Source organism: Arthrobacter sp. sptzw32 (assembly GCF_059089735.1).
This window is the reverse complement of record NZ_JBNHEZ010000007.1, coordinates 170092-185946: the sequence shown is the minus strand read 5'-3', so window position 1 is coordinate 185946 and position 15855 is coordinate 170092. Positions and strand designations below refer to the sequence as shown.

General features: G+C 65.3%; 14 protein-coding genes and 1 tRNA gene. 8 read left to right on the top strand and 7 right to left on the bottom strand.

The window, feature by feature from the left end; all coding sequences use genetic code 11:
• The first annotated feature begins 150 nt into the window (after positions 1-150).
• The gene (locus tag AC5RVN_RS14750) at positions 151-627 is read left to right on the top strand and encodes a hypothetical protein (RefSeq protein WP_494138415.1); all 477 of its coding nucleotides are present in this window, start codon (positions 151-153) and stop codon (positions 625-627) included.
• Positions 628-1005: 378 nt separating this feature from the next.
• Positions 1006-2766: a S8 family serine peptidase gene (locus AC5RVN_RS14745; protein WP_494138414.1), complete on the top strand. Its 1761-nt coding sequence runs from the start codon at positions 1006-1008 to the stop codon at positions 2764-2766.
• A 95-nt stretch (positions 2767-2861) separates the two neighbouring features.
• Here AC5RVN_RS14745 and AC5RVN_RS14740 read toward each other — a convergent pair whose 3' ends face one another.
• Together AC5RVN_RS14740 and AC5RVN_RS14735 are read right to left on the bottom strand one after the other, a co-directional pair.
• Positions 2862-3878 (bottom strand): LacI family DNA-binding transcriptional regulator, encoded by a 1017-nt coding sequence (locus AC5RVN_RS14740; RefSeq protein ID WP_494138413.1) that lies wholly within the window; start codon positions 3876-3878, stop codon positions 2862-2864.
• An 89-nt stretch (positions 3879-3967) separates the two neighbouring features.
• Positions 3968-4040, bottom strand: a tRNA-Lys gene (locus tag AC5RVN_RS14735).
• Positions 4041-4227: 187 nt separating this feature from the next.
• On the opposite strand from AC5RVN_RS14735, the gene AC5RVN_RS14730 reads away from it, so the two are divergent.
• The 4 genes from AC5RVN_RS14730 to AC5RVN_RS14715 all read left to right on the top strand — a co-directional run bounded on the left by AC5RVN_RS14730 (position 4228) and on the right by AC5RVN_RS14715 (position 7502).
• Positions 4228-4887: a hypothetical protein gene (locus AC5RVN_RS14730; protein WP_387548135.1), complete on the top strand. Its 660-nt coding sequence runs from the start codon at positions 4228-4230 to the stop codon at positions 4885-4887.
• A gap of 322 nt (positions 4888-5209) precedes the next feature.
• On the top strand, positions 5210-5827 hold the full coding sequence (locus tag AC5RVN_RS14725; protein ID WP_494040463.1) for a nuclease PIN: 618 nt from the start codon (positions 5210-5212) through the stop codon (positions 5825-5827).
• Between the two features lies 1 nt (position 5828).
• Positions 5829-6842 carry an inorganic phosphate transporter gene (locus tag AC5RVN_RS14720; protein WP_494138412.1) on the top strand — a complete coding sequence of 338 codons (1014 nt, stop codon included), beginning with the start codon at positions 5829-5831 and terminating at the stop codon, positions 6840-6842.
• Between the two features lie 252 nt (positions 6843-7094).
• Positions 7095-7502, top strand: coding sequence for a hypothetical protein (locus AC5RVN_RS14715; RefSeq protein ID WP_494138411.1), 408 nt, complete (start codon positions 7095-7097; stop codon positions 7500-7502).
• A gap of 193 nt (positions 7503-7695) precedes the next feature.
• Here the strand turns inward: AC5RVN_RS14715 and pstB are convergent, their stop codons facing one another.
• The 4 genes from pstB to pstS all read right to left on the bottom strand — a co-directional run bounded on the left by pstB (position 7696) and on the right by pstS (position 11817).
• The gene (gene pstB, locus AC5RVN_RS14710; protein WP_494040460.1) at positions 7696-8475 is read right to left on the bottom strand and encodes a phosphate ABC transporter ATP-binding protein PstB; all 780 of its coding nucleotides are present in this window, start codon (positions 8473-8475) and stop codon (positions 7696-7698) included.
• A 71-nt stretch (positions 8476-8546) separates the two neighbouring features.
• Entirely contained in the window at positions 8547-9659 is a 1113-nt protein-coding gene (pstA, locus tag AC5RVN_RS14705) for a phosphate ABC transporter permease PstA (protein ID WP_494040459.1), read from the bottom strand.
• Entirely contained in the window at positions 9660-10592 is a 933-nt protein-coding gene (gene pstC / locus AC5RVN_RS14700) for a phosphate ABC transporter permease subunit PstC (RefSeq protein ID WP_494040458.1), read from the bottom strand.
• Between the two features lie 103 nt (positions 10593-10695).
• On the bottom strand, positions 10696-11817 hold the full coding sequence (pstS, locus tag AC5RVN_RS14695; protein WP_494138410.1) for a phosphate ABC transporter substrate-binding protein PstS: 1122 nt from the start codon (positions 11815-11817) through the stop codon (positions 10696-10698).
• Between the two features lie 246 nt (positions 11818-12063).
• On the opposite strand from pstS, the gene AC5RVN_RS14690 reads away from it, so the two are divergent.
• Positions 12064-13191 (top strand): FUSC family protein, encoded by a 1128-nt coding sequence (locus AC5RVN_RS14690; protein WP_494040456.1) that lies wholly within the window; start codon positions 12064-12066, stop codon positions 13189-13191.
• On the opposite strand, the gene AC5RVN_RS14685 is transcribed toward AC5RVN_RS14690, so the two are convergent.
• A complete protein-coding gene (locus AC5RVN_RS14685; protein ID WP_494138409.1) occupies positions 13188-14240 on the bottom strand; it encodes a Gfo/Idh/MocA family protein in 1053 nt (350 codons plus the stop codon). The two genes, AC5RVN_RS14690 and AC5RVN_RS14685, sit on opposite strands and share 4 nt — an antisense overlap.
• 227 nt (positions 14241-14467) lie before the next feature.
• On the opposite strand from AC5RVN_RS14685, the gene radA reads away from it, so the two are divergent.
• On the top strand, positions 14468-15841 hold the full coding sequence (gene radA, locus AC5RVN_RS14680; RefSeq protein WP_494105765.1) for a DNA repair protein RadA: 1374 nt from the start codon (positions 14468-14470) through the stop codon (positions 15839-15841).
• Positions 15842-15855 lie beyond the last annotated feature (14 nt).

The window sequence follows — 15855 nt, the reverse complement described above, 5'->3', positions numbered from 1 at the left end:
TGCGACCCTCTAATTGTTAGCGCTAACAAGACTTCTGTCAATGTTTTTGCGGGCCCTCTCCCACACCAAATCGCGTGTACCCGGAAAGTGTGGAACGGTGCCAAAAGGGGTAGGGACAGTGGGACGCCCAGCACAACCGGAAGGATCCTTGTGGCCGACGCACAACCACACGCCCGTGCTGGCTCTCTTGCGTGGCTGGCGGGCCCACTCTCCACCGGCCTCGGACTGGTCGCCCACCTCGTAGGCGGGGGCCCGGCGCCCGGCCTCATGATCCTCGGAGCACTTGCCGCGCTGCTCGGGATGGGCGCGGCAATCCTGGGGCGCTTTCAACTGCCCGGCTGGGCGTTGCTGCTTTTGTGCGGAGTGGCCCAGCAGTTGCTTCATTGGGGGTTCGCGATCTTTTCCGGCGGCGCGGCGAACGGGCTGCCGGAGCACGGTCACGGCGGCATCAGGCAGGAGCCATCAGCGGCCGGTGAGGCAGCTGCGCCGGCGGGCTACTCACTGCATCTGATGCTTTACCTGCACATGGCCGCGGCGCTGGCGTCAAATGCCCTTATCACGTACTGGCCCCGGCTCGCCGGCTGGTCCCGCACCTTGACGCGCAGGCAAAGCTCCCCCGCTGCTTAGGACCCGGCCAAGAACCCGGCCCAGGGCTAAGTTACCGGCCGCATCAGACGCATGGCGTGCCCGAAGGCTCCTCCCCTTTTGCCCGCTTGGCGGGTGTTCTTTCTTCCGAGCAATGGCGGCACGTGCTTGAGCGCCAGCGGAACCGCTTCTGACAAAACTCGACTCTGACGTCATAAGTCCAAGCTTTAGCGCAGGATTTACGTAGGTTGCGCTGCACCGGTCGCCGGGAGAAATAGAGTGGATCCGCCAGCCCGCGCATTTTGTCGTCTTCACCATGCCCTTTAGAGTCCACAAAGGAACCCTGACATTTTTTCCTCATCTCTCCACCGCCCTGCCCTGTTGATCCTATTGACGGCCCTGTCAGCCACTTGGGTTGGTGTGGCTACCGGAAACGCCGCACCAGTTGCTGCCTTCGGCGGGCCAAAAGAAGCAACAAGCCGCTACATCGTGGAGTATGCCGAGGGGACCGGCGCTGCAGCCGGGCCGAAAGCACTTCATGCCCGCAACCTCGCCGTTAAGCGGACGTTTTCCAAAGCGCTCAGGGGCGCCGTAGTAACGGCAACGCCGGAACAGGCCGAGGAATTGAGAACTTCAGGCGAGGTGGCAGGGGTGGAAATCGATGCACCGGTAACTGCAACCGACGTGGACCAACCGACGCCGTGGGGATTGGACCGGATTGATCAGCGCGCCTTGCCGCTGTCGGCCTCCTATACCCCTGCGGCTTCAGGTGCCGGGGTGAGCGTTTATGTCTTTGATACCGGGGTGTTGGCAACCCACACCGAATTTGCTGGACGGGTGACGGCCGGATGGACACCCTTCCCAGAAGGCAACGGCAGTACCGACTGCAGCGGTCACGGCACGCACGTGGCAGGCACAATTGGCGGCAGAACCTACGGTGCGGCCAAGGACGTTACCATCGTTCCCGTTCGAGTGCTCGACTGCGCAGGTTCCGGCTACATCTCGGACATGATCGCGGGCCTGGACTGGGTCGTCGGGAACCACAGTGCCGGATCTCCCGCTGTGGCGAACATGAGCCTGCGCACCCCACCCAGTTCCATGCTCGACTCCGCCGTACAAAACCTCATTGCTGACGGCGTCACCACAGTTGTGGCAGCCGGCAATTCCGCTGTCGATGCCTGCACCGGTTCCCCTGCCCGGGTCCCGGCAGCAATTACAGTTGCTGCCAGCGACACCTCGGACCGACAAGCCTCCTTCTCCAACTTTGGCACCTGCACCGACATCTATGCCCCGGGGGTTGGGATCAAATCGGCAGGGCACTCGTCTGCTACAGCCGCGGCCACCCTGAGCGGAACATCCATGGCTGCACCGCACGCGGCCGGAGCGGCGGCGGTCCTTCTATCCCAAAGCCCTGCAATGGCCCCCTCGGCGGTGGCCGCCAACCTGAACGCCGCTGCAACCACCGGCGCGGTCAGCGGCACAGGGGCGGGCTCACCCAACAGGTTGCTGTTTTCTGGTCCCGCAACTGCCGCAATAGACCATGTCAAGGCAATAGCCGAGGCAGCTGCCGCTGCTCCGGGGATTGGTACAACCATGGGGCCGGTGACGTGCGGTCTGGCTAACGGCGGTTGCTACCAGAACTACCTGGGCGGTGTTGTTCACTGGTCTCCGGCTACCGGCGCGCGCATCACCAAGGGTGCCATCAACGCAGCCTGGGCAGGGCAAAACTGGGAAAACGGCAGCCTCGGATACCCCACCAGCAACGAGACCGGTGGCTTGAAAAACGGCGGCGTCTACCAAAACTTCCAAGGCGGCGTCATTCACTGGTCGCCGGGAACCGGGGCCCGCATCACCAAGGGGGCAATCAACGCCGCCTGGGCTGCGCTTAGCTGGGAGAACGGCTTCCTCGGCTACCCGACAAGCAACGAAATTACCGGGTTAAGGAACGGTGGGGTTTACCAGAACTTTCAGGGCGGGGTTATCTACTGGTCCGGGGCCTCGGGCGCACGCAGCAACGCCGGCGCCATCAGGCAAGCGTATGCATCACAAGGCTGGGAGAACGGCCGTCTGGGCTATCCAACCTCGAATGAGACTCCCTTAGGCTCCGGCGTGGTGCAGTACTACCAAGGCGGGCACATCACCTGGTCCGCCGCCAACGGCGCTGCCATCAGCTACCGGTAAGACCTCGCCGAAGCTTTGATGGCTTGGCATTCCCGACCGGCGGGTGGAGTTGCATGTGGACGTCCGCGGCCGCTGGGGGCGCTTAGCCTGGCTCGTCATTGCCTGGGCGGTGCTGCGCTCCCCCGGCGCACCAGCTCCGGGATGACGACGGTTGAACTGGCGGCGGCACCGGCCTCAATTTCCTTGAGCATGGTGTCCATGCACCGCCTGCCCAGCTCCTCGAAGTCCTGCCGCACGGTGGTGAGCGGCGGGGTGAAGTAGCCGGACTCCGGCTGGTCGTCGAATCCCACCACGGAGACGTCGTCGGGCACGCGGACCCCTGCCTCGTTGAAGGCACGCAGCACCCCGAGGGCCATCTGGTCATTGCCCACGAACACAGCGGTGGCGGTGCGTCCGGCTGCCAGCCGGCGCCCCACCTCGTAGCCGCTGCCCGCGCTCCAGTCGCCTTCCAGCAGCAGGTCGTCCTGAAACCCTGCATGTTGCAGCGCCGCGCGCCAGCCTTCAGTGCGCAGGGCACCGTCAATCCAGTCCGACGGCCCGGCAACATGCCCGATTCTGCTGTGCCCCAGCTCGATGAGGTGGCCCACGGCGATCTCCGCACCGCGTTTTTGGTCCACCATTGCCCCGCTGACTGCTTCATTTCCAGGCGAACCGACGGCCACAACTGGCACCCCGGGGTTGAACTCCTCAAGGATTTGCAGTGTTTCGGTGTGCGGCACCAGGAGGGCGATTCCGTCCACCGCCTGGTCCAGGAAGTGCCGCAGCGCATCGAAGATGGCGTCCCGGCCCACCGAACGCAGGGCGGCAATGCTGACGAAGTAGCCCGCGTTCCGCGCTGCCTGCTCCACGCCGAGGAGCGTGTTGGCCGGGCCGTACTGGGAGAGCTCGCTGCCAAGCACACCGATGGTTTGTGAGCGCCGGGTGACCAGGCTCCGAGCTGCCGTGTTCCGCCGGTAGCCCAGCTCGGCGATGGCCGCCTCCACCTTTTCCCGGGTTGCTTTACTGACATTCGGGTGCCCGTTGACCACCCTGGAAACAGTTTGGTGGGAGACGCCGGCACGTTCGGCCACGTCCTCAAGGCGCGGCAACCGCCCGGCGCTGCTTTTTGTCATGTCCCCATTGTGCCGGTTGCCGCAAACAACAAATCCCCCGGCTGCCTCAGGGAGGCTGCCGGGGGATTTCCCGCTCTTCGCTAAAAGAGTGGGCCCTGTGGGGCTCGAACCCACGACCCACGGATTAAAAGTCCGATGCTCTACCAACTGAGCTAAAGGCCCAAGCCGGGCTGCTTCGGTACGTTGTACCGCCAACCCGGCCCATCCATTTCTGGACGTTAATACTCTAACCCATGCTCGAGGCAGCATTCGCACACGGGCCGGGCCCCGCCGTCGGCCCTGCCTTAGAGGCCCGGCAGCAATTCCTGATGCTCGATTTAGCGCAGGGCACAGGAGTAGCGTTGGGGGCATGAGCGAGCAAACAGGTTCCAGTCATTACGGCGGCGCCAACCGGCACCACAAGCCGAAGCCTTTCGCGCCCGTCGACTTCGAACCGTTTGCCGGCGGCGCCGATCCCGCCCGCGTGTCCGAAGCCGCCCACCTCGCTGCCCAGGCGCTGGTCCGCCACGGGCGGGACAGCGACGACCCCGTAGTGACCGAGCGGCTCGTCAAGCTTGCGGACGAGCAGGGCCTGGAGGCCATCGCAGAGATGTGGGCCGAGAGCCCGGCCCGTTCACTTCCCGGAGCGCTGTGGCGGTTGTACGCCCTGCGTGCGGCCACGGTCCAGGATCCCGAACGAATTTCGGTCTACTTCCGCGCGGGCAAAGACACGGCGCAGGTCTCCAATGTGGTGGCCGGGGCCGCCGAGCCTCCCGGCGCTGATGAGATGAAGGCGATGGCGGACGCCATCCTTTCGGGAGCGTTCGACGGCGAGTTCGACGTCGCATTGGAGCGTTCCGCCGCATTCTGCCGGGTGGTGGCGCTCGGCCAGGCCACCCTCGCCGACGGCGCCGAGCACGGCAATGAGGCGCACGCGAGCAAACTCACCCGCAACTCCCACCAGCTGGTGAAGACCGCCGAGGACCTGGAGCACGCAGCCAACGCGTGGCGCCTCGGTGAGCTGGATTGAGCGAACCGCATGGCCCAGGAGCCCGGATCTGTCAATGTTGACTTGGGCCAACCAACGTAGAACACTGAAACTGGTGCCGAGCCGCGAAACCCCCGGGCTTCAACATTCAGCCGCCTAGAGCGGCCTACCGCCGAGAGGCGTATCCGGTTCGGCACCATTTTTCTGCCCAATTACTGTTTGCCCGTTTGCTTGCTGCCCAGCTACCGTCCTCCCGTTTCGAAGGTGCAGTTACGGGCCGGTAGAGTTAGCGACAGTTGCGCGCCGGGGTCAAGTCACACGGCAGGCAATTCCCGCCCTGTTCTTATCCCGGAGACCGGTAACTGTGAAGCTGCGCCTTTTTCCCCAGGAGCCCGCCGGGCTGAACCTTTTATCGCAGATGGCGCAGCAAATTGTGCTGGCCAGTGCCACCCTGGCCGAAATCCTCGGTGTGCCCGCAGCCGAGCACGGCAAGCTCGTGGAGGACATGCACAACCACGAGGCCAAATCCGCTGAACTGCACTTCGCCCTTCTGACCCACATGCGCACCAGCTTCGTGAACCCCCTCCCCCGCGAAGACATGTATGCTCTGTCCCGCTACCTCAACGAGGCCATCGAGAAACTGGACGCTGCGGCGGAACTCGTGGCGCTGTACCGCCTGGAGCGGCTGCCAAAACGGGCAGCGGACCAGCTGGAAATCATCAGCCGGCAGGCCGAGCTCACCGTTGACGCTATGCGCCGGCTCGACAACCTGGATGACCTGGAGGATTACTGGATTGAAATCCTTCGCCTGGCCAAACGTGCTGAGCGGACGCACCGGGTCTGGGTGGCGGACATGATCAGGGACATGAAGTGGGCGCAGTACTCACGGAACCGTGATGTCGCCAACCAGCTGGTGGAAGTCACCAAGGACATGCGGCGCATCGCCACCCAGGTAGGCAGCATCATCGTCAAGGAATCCTGAGGTGACGGCAGTCGTCTTCGGCGCGGTGGTCCTGCTGGCAGCCGTGTTCGCGTTCGTCAACGGCTTCCGCGACGTCTCCACCTCGGTGGCGCTTGCCGTCCGGACCCGTGCCCTTACACCCAGCGTGGCGGTATTGCTGGCCGCCTTCTTCAACTTCCTCGGCGCCCTGCTCAGCGCGCTCCTGGCTGTGGCGGTCAGCCAGACGTGGATCCACCTGCCCGAAGGGACGGACGGCCTCAGCATCCTGCTCGCCGGCCTGGGCAGCGCCACCGCGTGGGGCATCCTGCTGTGGTGGCGGGGCATACCTGCCTCGTCCACGCACGCCCTGGTGGGTGGCCTTGCCGGGGCCGGGCTCGCCAGCCTCGCACTGGGTGGCACCGGGGTAGGCGGGGTGGACCATTCACTGCTGTTCCAGGTGGTACTTCCGCTGCTGCTGTCGCCGCTGGTGGCCTACAGCGGCGCCTTCATGCTGGTTTACCCGGCTACCTGGGCCGCCCGCTACACCCAGCCCAACGTGGTCAACCAACGGTTCCGCCGGAGCCAGTCCATAGCTGCCGGGGCGGTGGCGTTTGGCCACGGCCTGCAGGACGGCCAGCGGATCAGCGCCGTCCTGATCCTCGCCCTGCTGGCAGCAGGCTATTCCGACGGCGGCACTATCCCTGCGTGGGTGGCGCTGCTTACCGCGGTAATGATCACCGCCGGCACCCTTTACGGGGGGTGGAGGATCTCCCATACGATCGGCTACAAAATCACCAAGATCGACCCGCTCCGTGGCTCCGTGGCTCAGATCTTCAGCGCCCTCATGCTGTTTGTGGGTGCCATCGGCCTGCAGTGGCCGCTTTCCACCACGCATACAGTAACTTCTGCCGTGCTGGGAGCGGGCGAAAACCAGAACTTTTCGGTGACCAACCGGAAGCTGGTGATCCGCATTGTGGCACTGTGGATCCTGACGCCGGCCGCCACTGCGGCATTGGCGTTTGTCCTGGCCCTGGCGCTGTCCCCCTTGGCCGGCTGAGTAAAACCCACCCTTCAGGCTGCAGAGGGCACCACGGGCCGAAGCGGCTGCCGGGCAGGGACCCATGCTGTCCTCGGGGAGGGGGGAACCCCTCCTGCCCTGTACAGGCAGACCCGTGTGACGTAAATTCGAAAGTACGCCCCCAAGCGCTGCTGCCGGGGCTGACATCCGCCGCCGGGTGCAGGGCCGCGGATTAACGCTGCTGCAGCATATCGGCGGCCCGGATGCACAGCGCGGAAAAGAGCAGGCATCATGTCTAACTCGAATCCCCGGCATTCCCTGCCCCAGCCCCGGCACATGGAATGCGAGATCTGCGGGACGGAACATCATCTGACCATCCATGCCATCATGGCGATGGGAGCGGCCAATGGCGACCTGGTTTCGGTGTCCTACACCTGCAATGACTGCCACAGGTTCCACGAACACCTTGCGTACGCAGAGGACGTGGCCGCGGCGCTGCACCAGGTGCGCTGGATGGCCAAGGTGATCATGTTCGGTGACGAGTACGTCCACTGCGGTTTCCCCATGGAGGAAGCCGAGTTCGAAATAGAACGCCTTTGCTACCGCACCAGCAACAGCAGTGGCGGACTCAGCGCCGTCTCGCTTCCCACCAGGGTCCTGCGCTGCCGGTGCGGCTTCCAGCTGGAAGTCCCGGAGTAGCCGCCTGGTTCAGCCGGCTGTGGGGCCACGGCCGCAGGGGTCCCCGGGCGAGCGTGCGAGCCTGGTGCAGCCGGCTCTGGGCCCACAGCCGCCGGGGTCCCCGGGCGAGCGTGCGAGCCTGGTGCAGCCGGCTCTGGGCCCACGGCCGCCGGGGTCCCCGGGCGAGCGTGCGAGCCTGGGGCGCGGCTGGGGATTATCCGAACCGGCCCGAGACGTAGTCCTCGGTTGCCTTCTGGCCAGGGTTGCTGAATATGGTGTGGGTGTCGTCCACCTCGATAAGCTTGCCCGGCTTGCCGGTGCCCGCGATGTTGAAGAAGGCGGTCCGGTCCGAGACGCGGGCTGCCTGCTGCATGTTGTGGGTCACGATCACCACGGTGTATTGGTCCTTGAGCTCGTTGATCAGGTCCTCAATGGCCAGGGTGGAGATGGGATCCAGCGCGGAGCAGGGCTCGTCCATCAGTATCACCTGAGGTTCCACAGCAATGGCCCGCGCGATGCAGAGCCTCTGCTGCTGGCCGCCGGAGAGGCCTGACCCGGGCTTGTCCAGGCGGTCCTTGACCTCGTTCCAAAGGTTGGCGCCCTTCAGCGAGCGTTCCACCAGGACGTCGGCCTCGCCCTTGGAAATCTTTTTGTTGTTCAGCTTGACGCCGGCCAGCACGTTGTCACGGATGGACATGGTGGGGAACGGGTTGGGCCGCTGGAAAACCATGCCGATCTGTGAGCGGACGGTCACGGGGTCCACGCCGGGGCCGTACAGGTTGTCGCCGTCGAGCAAGACGTCGCCCTCCACCCGGGCGCCCGGAAGCACCTCGTGCATGCGGTTCAGGGTCCGCAGGAAGGTGGACTTACCGCAGCCGGACGGACCGATGAACGCGGTAACGGATTTGGCCTCGATGTTGATGGTGACGTCTTCCACCGCGAGGAAATCGCCGTAGTACACGTTCAGGTCCTTGACGTCGATGCGCTTAGACATGGTGTTCCTTCACTGACTGGGTATGAATTGAAGTTTATGATCCGGGCCGTGTGACCGGAAGGAGCAGGCGCTCAGCGGCCTGTTTTGGGGGCGAAGATCCTGGCGATCAGCCGGGCGCCAAGGTTGAGGATCATCACCAGGATGATCAGCACCAGGGCGGCACCCCAGGCCCGCTGAGACGACGGGTCCGGGTTGGCCGGCGAGGTGGGGTTCAGGATCTGGGTGTAGATGAATGTGGGCAACGAGGCCATCCAGCCGCTGAACACGTTGGAGTTGATGCTGGTGGCGAAGCCTGCCGTGACCAGGATGGGGGCCGTCTCGCCGATAACGCGGGCGATCGCCAAGGTGACGCCGGACGCGATGCCGGATATCGCCGTCGGGATGACCACCTTGACGATGGTCCGCCACTTGCGCACGCCCAGGGCGTACGCCGCTTCACGGAGTTCGTTGGGAACGATCTTCAGCATCTCCTCGCTTGACCGCACCACCACGGGGATCATCAGCACGGAAAGCGCGACGGCGGCCACTGCACCGGTTTTAGTGCCGGGACCCACCACGGCGAAGAAGAAGGCCGCGGCGAAGAGTCCGGCCACGATGGAGGGGATGCCGGTCATCACGTCCACGAAGAAGGTGATGGCGCGGGCCAGCCGGCCGTCGCTGCCGTACTCCACGAGGTAGATGGCGGTCAGCAGGCCCACCGGCACCGAGATGATGGTGGCCAGCAGCGTGATCTGGATAGTACCCAGGAGCGCGTGGTAGATGCCGCCCAGCACGGGGGCACCTTCTTCCGCGGCCCGGTTGTCGAAAACGCCCGTGACGCCGTTCATGGAGTTGGTAAGGAATCCGGGAGTAAGAAGCCCGGGTACACCGTTGACCAGCACGGTCCAGATCACCGATAAGAGCGGAAGCAGGGCCACGAGGAAGGAACCCACTACGAGGCAGGTGGCCAGTTTGTCCTTTGCCTTGCGGGAACCCTCAACAACCGCGCTCCAGGACACCAGGCCGATGGCGAAAAGGAGCGCGGAGACAATGCCCCAGCCGAACACGTTGAAGCCCACCAGGGCGAGGATGGCGGCGCCAAAAATAAGCGCGCCGGCCAGGACCACGTAGGGCGCGTACTTGGGCAGCTGGCCCTTGGTGAGCGCCGAGCGCTTGCTGCGAACGGGGGTAAGCGTGGAGGTCATTTAGTTGGCTCCCGAGAATTCTTTGTGCCGGGTGATGATCCAGCGCGCGATCATGTTCACGGCCAGGGTGATGACGAACAGGACCAGGCCGGCGGCGATCAGTGTGCTGACCTTTAGCCCGCTTGCTTCCGGGAAATTCAGTGCAATCTCCGCCGCGATGGTCTGGTTGCCTGACTGGATGAGGCTGGCGGTCAACGCTCCGGAGGACAGGACCAGTGCTACGGCCATGGTTTCCCCGAGGGCACGGCCAAGACCCAGCATGACGGCGCTGATGATGCCCGGGCGGGCGAACGGCAGGACGGACATCTTGATCATTTCCCACCGCGTGGCTCCAAGGGCGAGCGCGGCTTCCTCATGCAGTTTGGGGGTCTGGAGGAATATCTCGCGGGAGAGCGACGTGATGATGGGCAGCACCATGACCGAAAGGACGATGCCGGCCGTGAGGATGGTCTTGCCGGTGGCTGAGGCCGGGCCCTGGAAGATGGGCAGCCAACCCATGTTGGCCGCGAGCCAGTTGTAGGCCGGGGAGATCTCCTTGGCCAGGAACGCGGCACCCCAGGCGCCATAGACCACGGACGGGATGGCAGCCAGCAGGTCAACAACGTAGCCCAGCCCGGATGCGAGGCCGCGCGGAGCGAAGTGTGAAATGAACAGCGCGACGCCGATGGCAACGGGCGTGGCGATCACCAGTGCGATCACGGCTGCAATAAGGGTGCCGATTACGATGGGCCAGATGTAGGCGAAGAAGCCTTCGCCGCCCTGGATCTCGGCAGCCGGCGCGGTCAGCGCCGGAATCGCCTGGACCACCAGGAAGAGTGCGACGCCGAAAAGGACGGCGAGAATAAGGCAGCCGGCGGCCAGCGCGGCACTCGAAAAGATTTTGTCCCCGGCGCGGCCGGCGCCCCGGGTGCTGGTCAGGGAGGTGGCGGTCATTCGACGGCCCTTCGATCGATTGCTGGGAGGGGAAGGCGGCGACTAAAACCAAGTTCCCCGCACTGCCTCTCGGCAGGCGGGGAACCCGGATTCAGAGCGGTGATTAGGACTTGACCTTGATGGACTCGACAGCCGCGGCGGCCTTCTCGGCCAGGGCCGGGGAGAGCGGTGCGGACTTGGCGGAATCCGCGGCGGCCTGCTGGCCTTCCTCGGAGACTACGTAGTTTTCAAAGGCCTTGACCAGGTCAACAGTTTCCTGCTTGTCGTAGGCGCTGCAGACCACGTGGTAGGAAACGAGGACCACCGGGTAGGCACCGGCGGCGGTGGTCTTGCGGTCCAGCTTGATGGCCACGTCGTTGGCGGAGCGGCCTTCAACCGGGCTGCCGGCCTCGACTGCCTTGGCAGCTGCTTCGGCGGAGATCTTGACGTATTCCTCGCCTACCTTGATGGAGGCGGTGCCGAGGGCGCCGCCAACAGCGGAGTCGTCAGCGTACGTTACGGCACCGGGGGTGTCGGTAACGGTCTTGACCACACCGGAGGTGCCCTTGGCGTTCTCGCCCTGCAGGGTTGCGGGCCAGACGCCTGCGGACTTGTCGGTCCAGACCTCAGGAGCTGCGGAAGCCAGGTAGTCGGTGAAGTTGGTGGTGGTGCCGGAGTCATCCGAACGGTTCACCGGGGTGACCTTGAGGTCCGGGAGCTCCACGCCCTCGTTCAGGGCGGCGATGGCGGGATCGTTCCAGTTGGCGATTTCGCCCCGGAAGATCTTGGCCACGGTAGCGGCGTCGAGCTTCAGCTCGGTGATGCCGGGAAGGTTGAAAGCCACGGCGATCGGGGAAATGTAGACGGGGATGTTGATGGCTCCGTCGGGACCGCAGACGGCCTTGGAGCTCTCAAACTCTTCGTCCTTGAGGTAGGCGTCCGAACCGGCGAACTGTGCCGAGCCGTCAACGATGGCCTTGCGGCCTGCGCCGGAGCCGTCCGGGGAGTACTGCACGGTGGCGCCCTGGTTAGCGGACGCGAAACCGGCCTTCCATGCGTCTATGGCTGCACCGGTGGAGGAAGCGCCGATGCCGGTGAGGGTGCCGGTTACCTTGGGGCCGGCGGACGTCTGGCCGCCGGCGGGCGCGGTGCCCGTGGCGTTGTCTGAACCGCAGGAGGTGAGCGCGAGAGCGCCGGCTGCGATAACAGCGATAGCCGCGTGGCGGCCGAAGCGGAGTGCCTTCACTGAATGTACCCCTTCCAGGGTCTCAATTGCGGGCAGGGCCGGAGACGCCCTGCAGCGCGATGCGTACGTTTTGTACCTTCATCGAAGTTAGGGGCCGCAGGTAACAGGATTGGCTGTCCAAAGTGAACGGAACATTAACGGCGGCGGGATATCGGCTTACAAGTGCCGGGTTCCCATTGCGCAGATCACAGGTCCGGCCGTAGTGCGGAGGCTGTCAAGGTCCGGGCAACAAATAGACTGGACGGCATGGCCCCAGCAGCAGGACTCTCAGCAGGCAGGCGTTTCCTGCGCGGCCGTATCCGCACCGGCCTGATCCGCAGCCGGAACTCGCTGGTGCCTGCCATCCAGATGACCGTCTGCGCTGTGGGTGCCTATGCCTTTGCCGAGTATGTACTGGGCCATTCCGGGCCCCTGTTCGCAGCCACGTCCTCTCTGATTGCCCTTGGCTTTTCCCGGGAGCCGCGGCTGCGGCGGGTGGTGGAGGTGGGACTTGGCTGCACCATTGGCATAGCCGTGGGTGACCTCCTCCTGCACTGGCTGGGCGGCGGTATCTGGCAGGCCGCCGTCGTCCTTCTTTTCTCCATCCTGCTGGCCCGCTTCCTGGACAGCGGCACGATCTTCACCACCCAACTGGGGCTGCAGTCGCTGCTGGTGGTCCTGCTGCCCGCACCGGCCGGCGGGCCGTTCACGAGGAGCATAGACGCCGTGGTGGGCGGCCTCTGCGCACTGCTCGTCACCATCCTCATCCCCAAGGACCCACGGCGGGAGCCGCGGAAAGACGTCCAGAAGCTGCTGCACGAGCTGGCCGAGGTGCTGCGTGAGTGCGGGGAGGCGCTCGTCCGGAGTGATTCCACCCAGGCCTGGCACGCACTTATCAGGGGCCGGAACTGCCAGCCGTTGGTGGACGGGATGCGCCAGTCACTCCGCGCGTCCGGCGAGGTGGCCACCCTGGCCCCCGCCTACAGACGGCACCGGGAAGAACTGGACCGGCTCAAACAGTCGCTGGATTTCATTGACCTGGCACTTAGGAACAGCCGGGTTTTCGCGCGGCGCCTTACCAGCGCCATCAACCATGCCGCGCTTTCGGACGAGGCGACGGAGAACATCGCGGAGGTGCTGCAGGAGACCGCTGCCGCCATTGACGAGCTGTCGCTGGGCTTGGCGGAAACGCACGACGGCGTCCGCCGCGCCCACCTGCGGACGGCCCGCCGGGACCTGAGCGAGATTGCCCTGCGCCTGCACCCCAAGCTGCTGGAGGTGCAGAGGCTGGAAGGGGAAACGGTGGTGATGCTGTACCGGCCGCTGATGGTGGACCTGCTGGAGGCCACCGGCATGGACGCGCGCGAGGCCAGGGACGTGCTGCCCGCGCTTTAGGAAACGCCCGGGCTGGAGTCGTTCGCGTACCGCAGGCCGAGCTGCTCACGGGCCTCGTCCAGCAGCTCCATCACCTTTACCGTTTTGCTCCAGGGCATCAACGGGCTCTCCTGCAGGCCGGCCCGGATGCAGCGTGCCGTCTCGCGCAGTTCGTGGATGAAACCCTCGGTTTGCTCGGGGAACTCCTCTGCCCGGATTTCGCCGTTCAGGCCGCATACTTCGAGCATCCGCGGGTTGTACAGCGGTGAACCGGTCCTGATCCAGCCTGCGATTCCGCTGATGGTGACCATTCCCGGCCCGGCGGCCTGAATCGAGGAGGTCAGCTGCGCGGAAGCTCCTTTCGGGTACTCAAGGGCGATGGTGTTCTGGACGTCCACGCCGTCCTGGTTCAGGTGGCCCCTCGCCGTCAGCTTCTCCGGGAACCCCAGCGCCGCGATGGCCCAGGTCAACGGGTAGACCGCGAGGTCCAGCAGTGCACCGCCGCCGGCCGCCGGATCCCAGAGCCTGTCCCGGGGGTCATAGGCAGCCGGAAAGCCAAGGTCGGCCTGGAGCCAGCAGACCCTGCCGATCTCCCCGCTGCCGATCAGTTCCAGGGTCCGGCGCATGACGGGCAGGAAACGCGTCCACACCGCCTCCATCAGGAAAAGCCCCCGTTCACCCGCCAAGCGGACCAGCTCACGGGCCTCCCGGGCGTTGATGGTGAAGGGCTTCTCGCACAGGACGTGCTTCCCGGCTTCGAGGGCTGCGCGGGCAACCTCGAAGTGCTGCGCGTGCGGCGTGGCGACATACACCACGTCTACCTTGGGGTCCGCGAAGAGCTGCCTGTATCCGGATCCGGAGGGGCCGTCGTGGTAGCTGGCGGCAAAGCCGTACTCCTCCGCGAATGCCTCCGCCGAGGCTTTGCTGCGCGAGCTCACGGCATAAAGCTCGGCGTCCTCGAGGAAGGCAAGGTCGCGGGTGACCTTGTGCGCGATCCGTCCTGTTGCCACAACACCCCAGCGAAGGGAGCGGTTAGTGTCCGTGTTGGCGCCGGGCCCGGTGGCATCCATCACGCCGACTCGCGGATCACCAGTGACGTGGGAATCTGCGTCACCCGTTCGGCGTCCTTGCCCTCAATCAGGTCCACTAGAATTTCGGCCATTTTCTTTCCCATCTCAATAATCGGGTACCGCGGGCTTTATTTTACGTGGTCCCGATTTTTCCAATGGGCAGCGGCGGTCTCCCTCCCCTCCGGGGTGGCCAAGGGATGTCAGGGCCCGCCACTAGGGTTGATCCCATGGCAACAAAGACTTCCCGGGCGTCCAAAGCGCCCGCCTACAAATGCGCCGAGTGCGGCTGGACCACCGTCAAATGGGTCGGCCGGTGCGGCGAGTGCCAGGCATGGGGCACCGTCGAGGAAGCCGGCACCGCCGTTGCACGTACCACGGCGGCGGCAACAGTTGCGGAGCCCGCCCGCCGGATTGCCGAGGTGGACGCAACCACCGCCGCGTTCCTGCCCACCGGCGTGGACGAGCTGGACCGGGTATTGGGCGGCGGGCTGGTACCGGGCGCTGTCATCCTGCTCGCTGGTGAGCCTGGCGTGGGCAAGTCAACGCTGCTGCTTGATGTCGCTGCGAAGTTTGCCCGGACGGCGCAGGACGTGCTGTACGTGACCGGGGAGGAATCGGCGGCCCAGGTGAAGCTCCGTGCCGAGCGGATCGACGCCGTGGCTGAATCGCTGTACCTTTCCGCTGAGACGGATCTGGGCCAGGCGCTGGGTCAGGTCGAGAAGATCGAGCCCCGCCTCCTGATTGTGGACTCCGTGCAGACCCTCAGCAGTGCCGATGTGGACGGCAGCGCCGGCGGTGTTTCGCAGGTCCGTGAAGTTGCCGCGTCCATCATTGCCGCGGCCAAGCGGAGGAACATGACCACCCTGCTGGTGGGCCACGTGACCAAAGACGGCTCCATCGCCGGGCCGCGGCTGCTGGAGCACCTGGTGGACGTGGTGTGCCAGTTCGAGGGCGAACGCCACTCCCGGCTTCGGCTGCTCCGTGCCGTCAAGAACCGCTACGGACCAACGGACGACGTCGGCTGCTTCGACCTGAACGAAAACGGCATCGAAGGTCTCGCCGATCCCAGCGGGCTGTTTGTCAGCCGCACCAAGGAGCCGGTCTCCGGCACCTGCATTACAGTGACCATGGAAGGCCGGCGGCCCCTGCTGGCCGAGGTGCAGTCACTGCTCGCCGAAAGCCCCAACTCGCAGCCGCGGCGGGCCACCAGCGGCCTGGACAGCTCCCGAGTCTCCATGCTGCTGGCTGTCCTGCAGCAGCGTGCCGGCACCCTGCTGCACAAGGACGATTCGTACGTGGCCACGGTGGGGGGCGTCAAGCTGAGTGAGCCGGCGACGGACCTGGCTGTTGCCCTTGCGGTGGCTTCGGCAAAGGCCCGCAAACCTCTGCCCATTCGGCTGATCGCTTTCGGCGAGGTAGGCCTCGCGGGCGAGGTCCGGCCTGTCCCCGGCATCAACCAGCGCATCCAGGAAGCCCACCGGCTGGGGTTCACCCACGCCGTTGTGCCCGCCAGCCACGCCGGGCCGGGTCCGGTGCCGGCCGGTTTCTCTGTCCGCGAAGTGGAGCACTTGACGGAGGCCCTGAGCCTGTTGATCGGCTAGCGCCGGATGGTCAG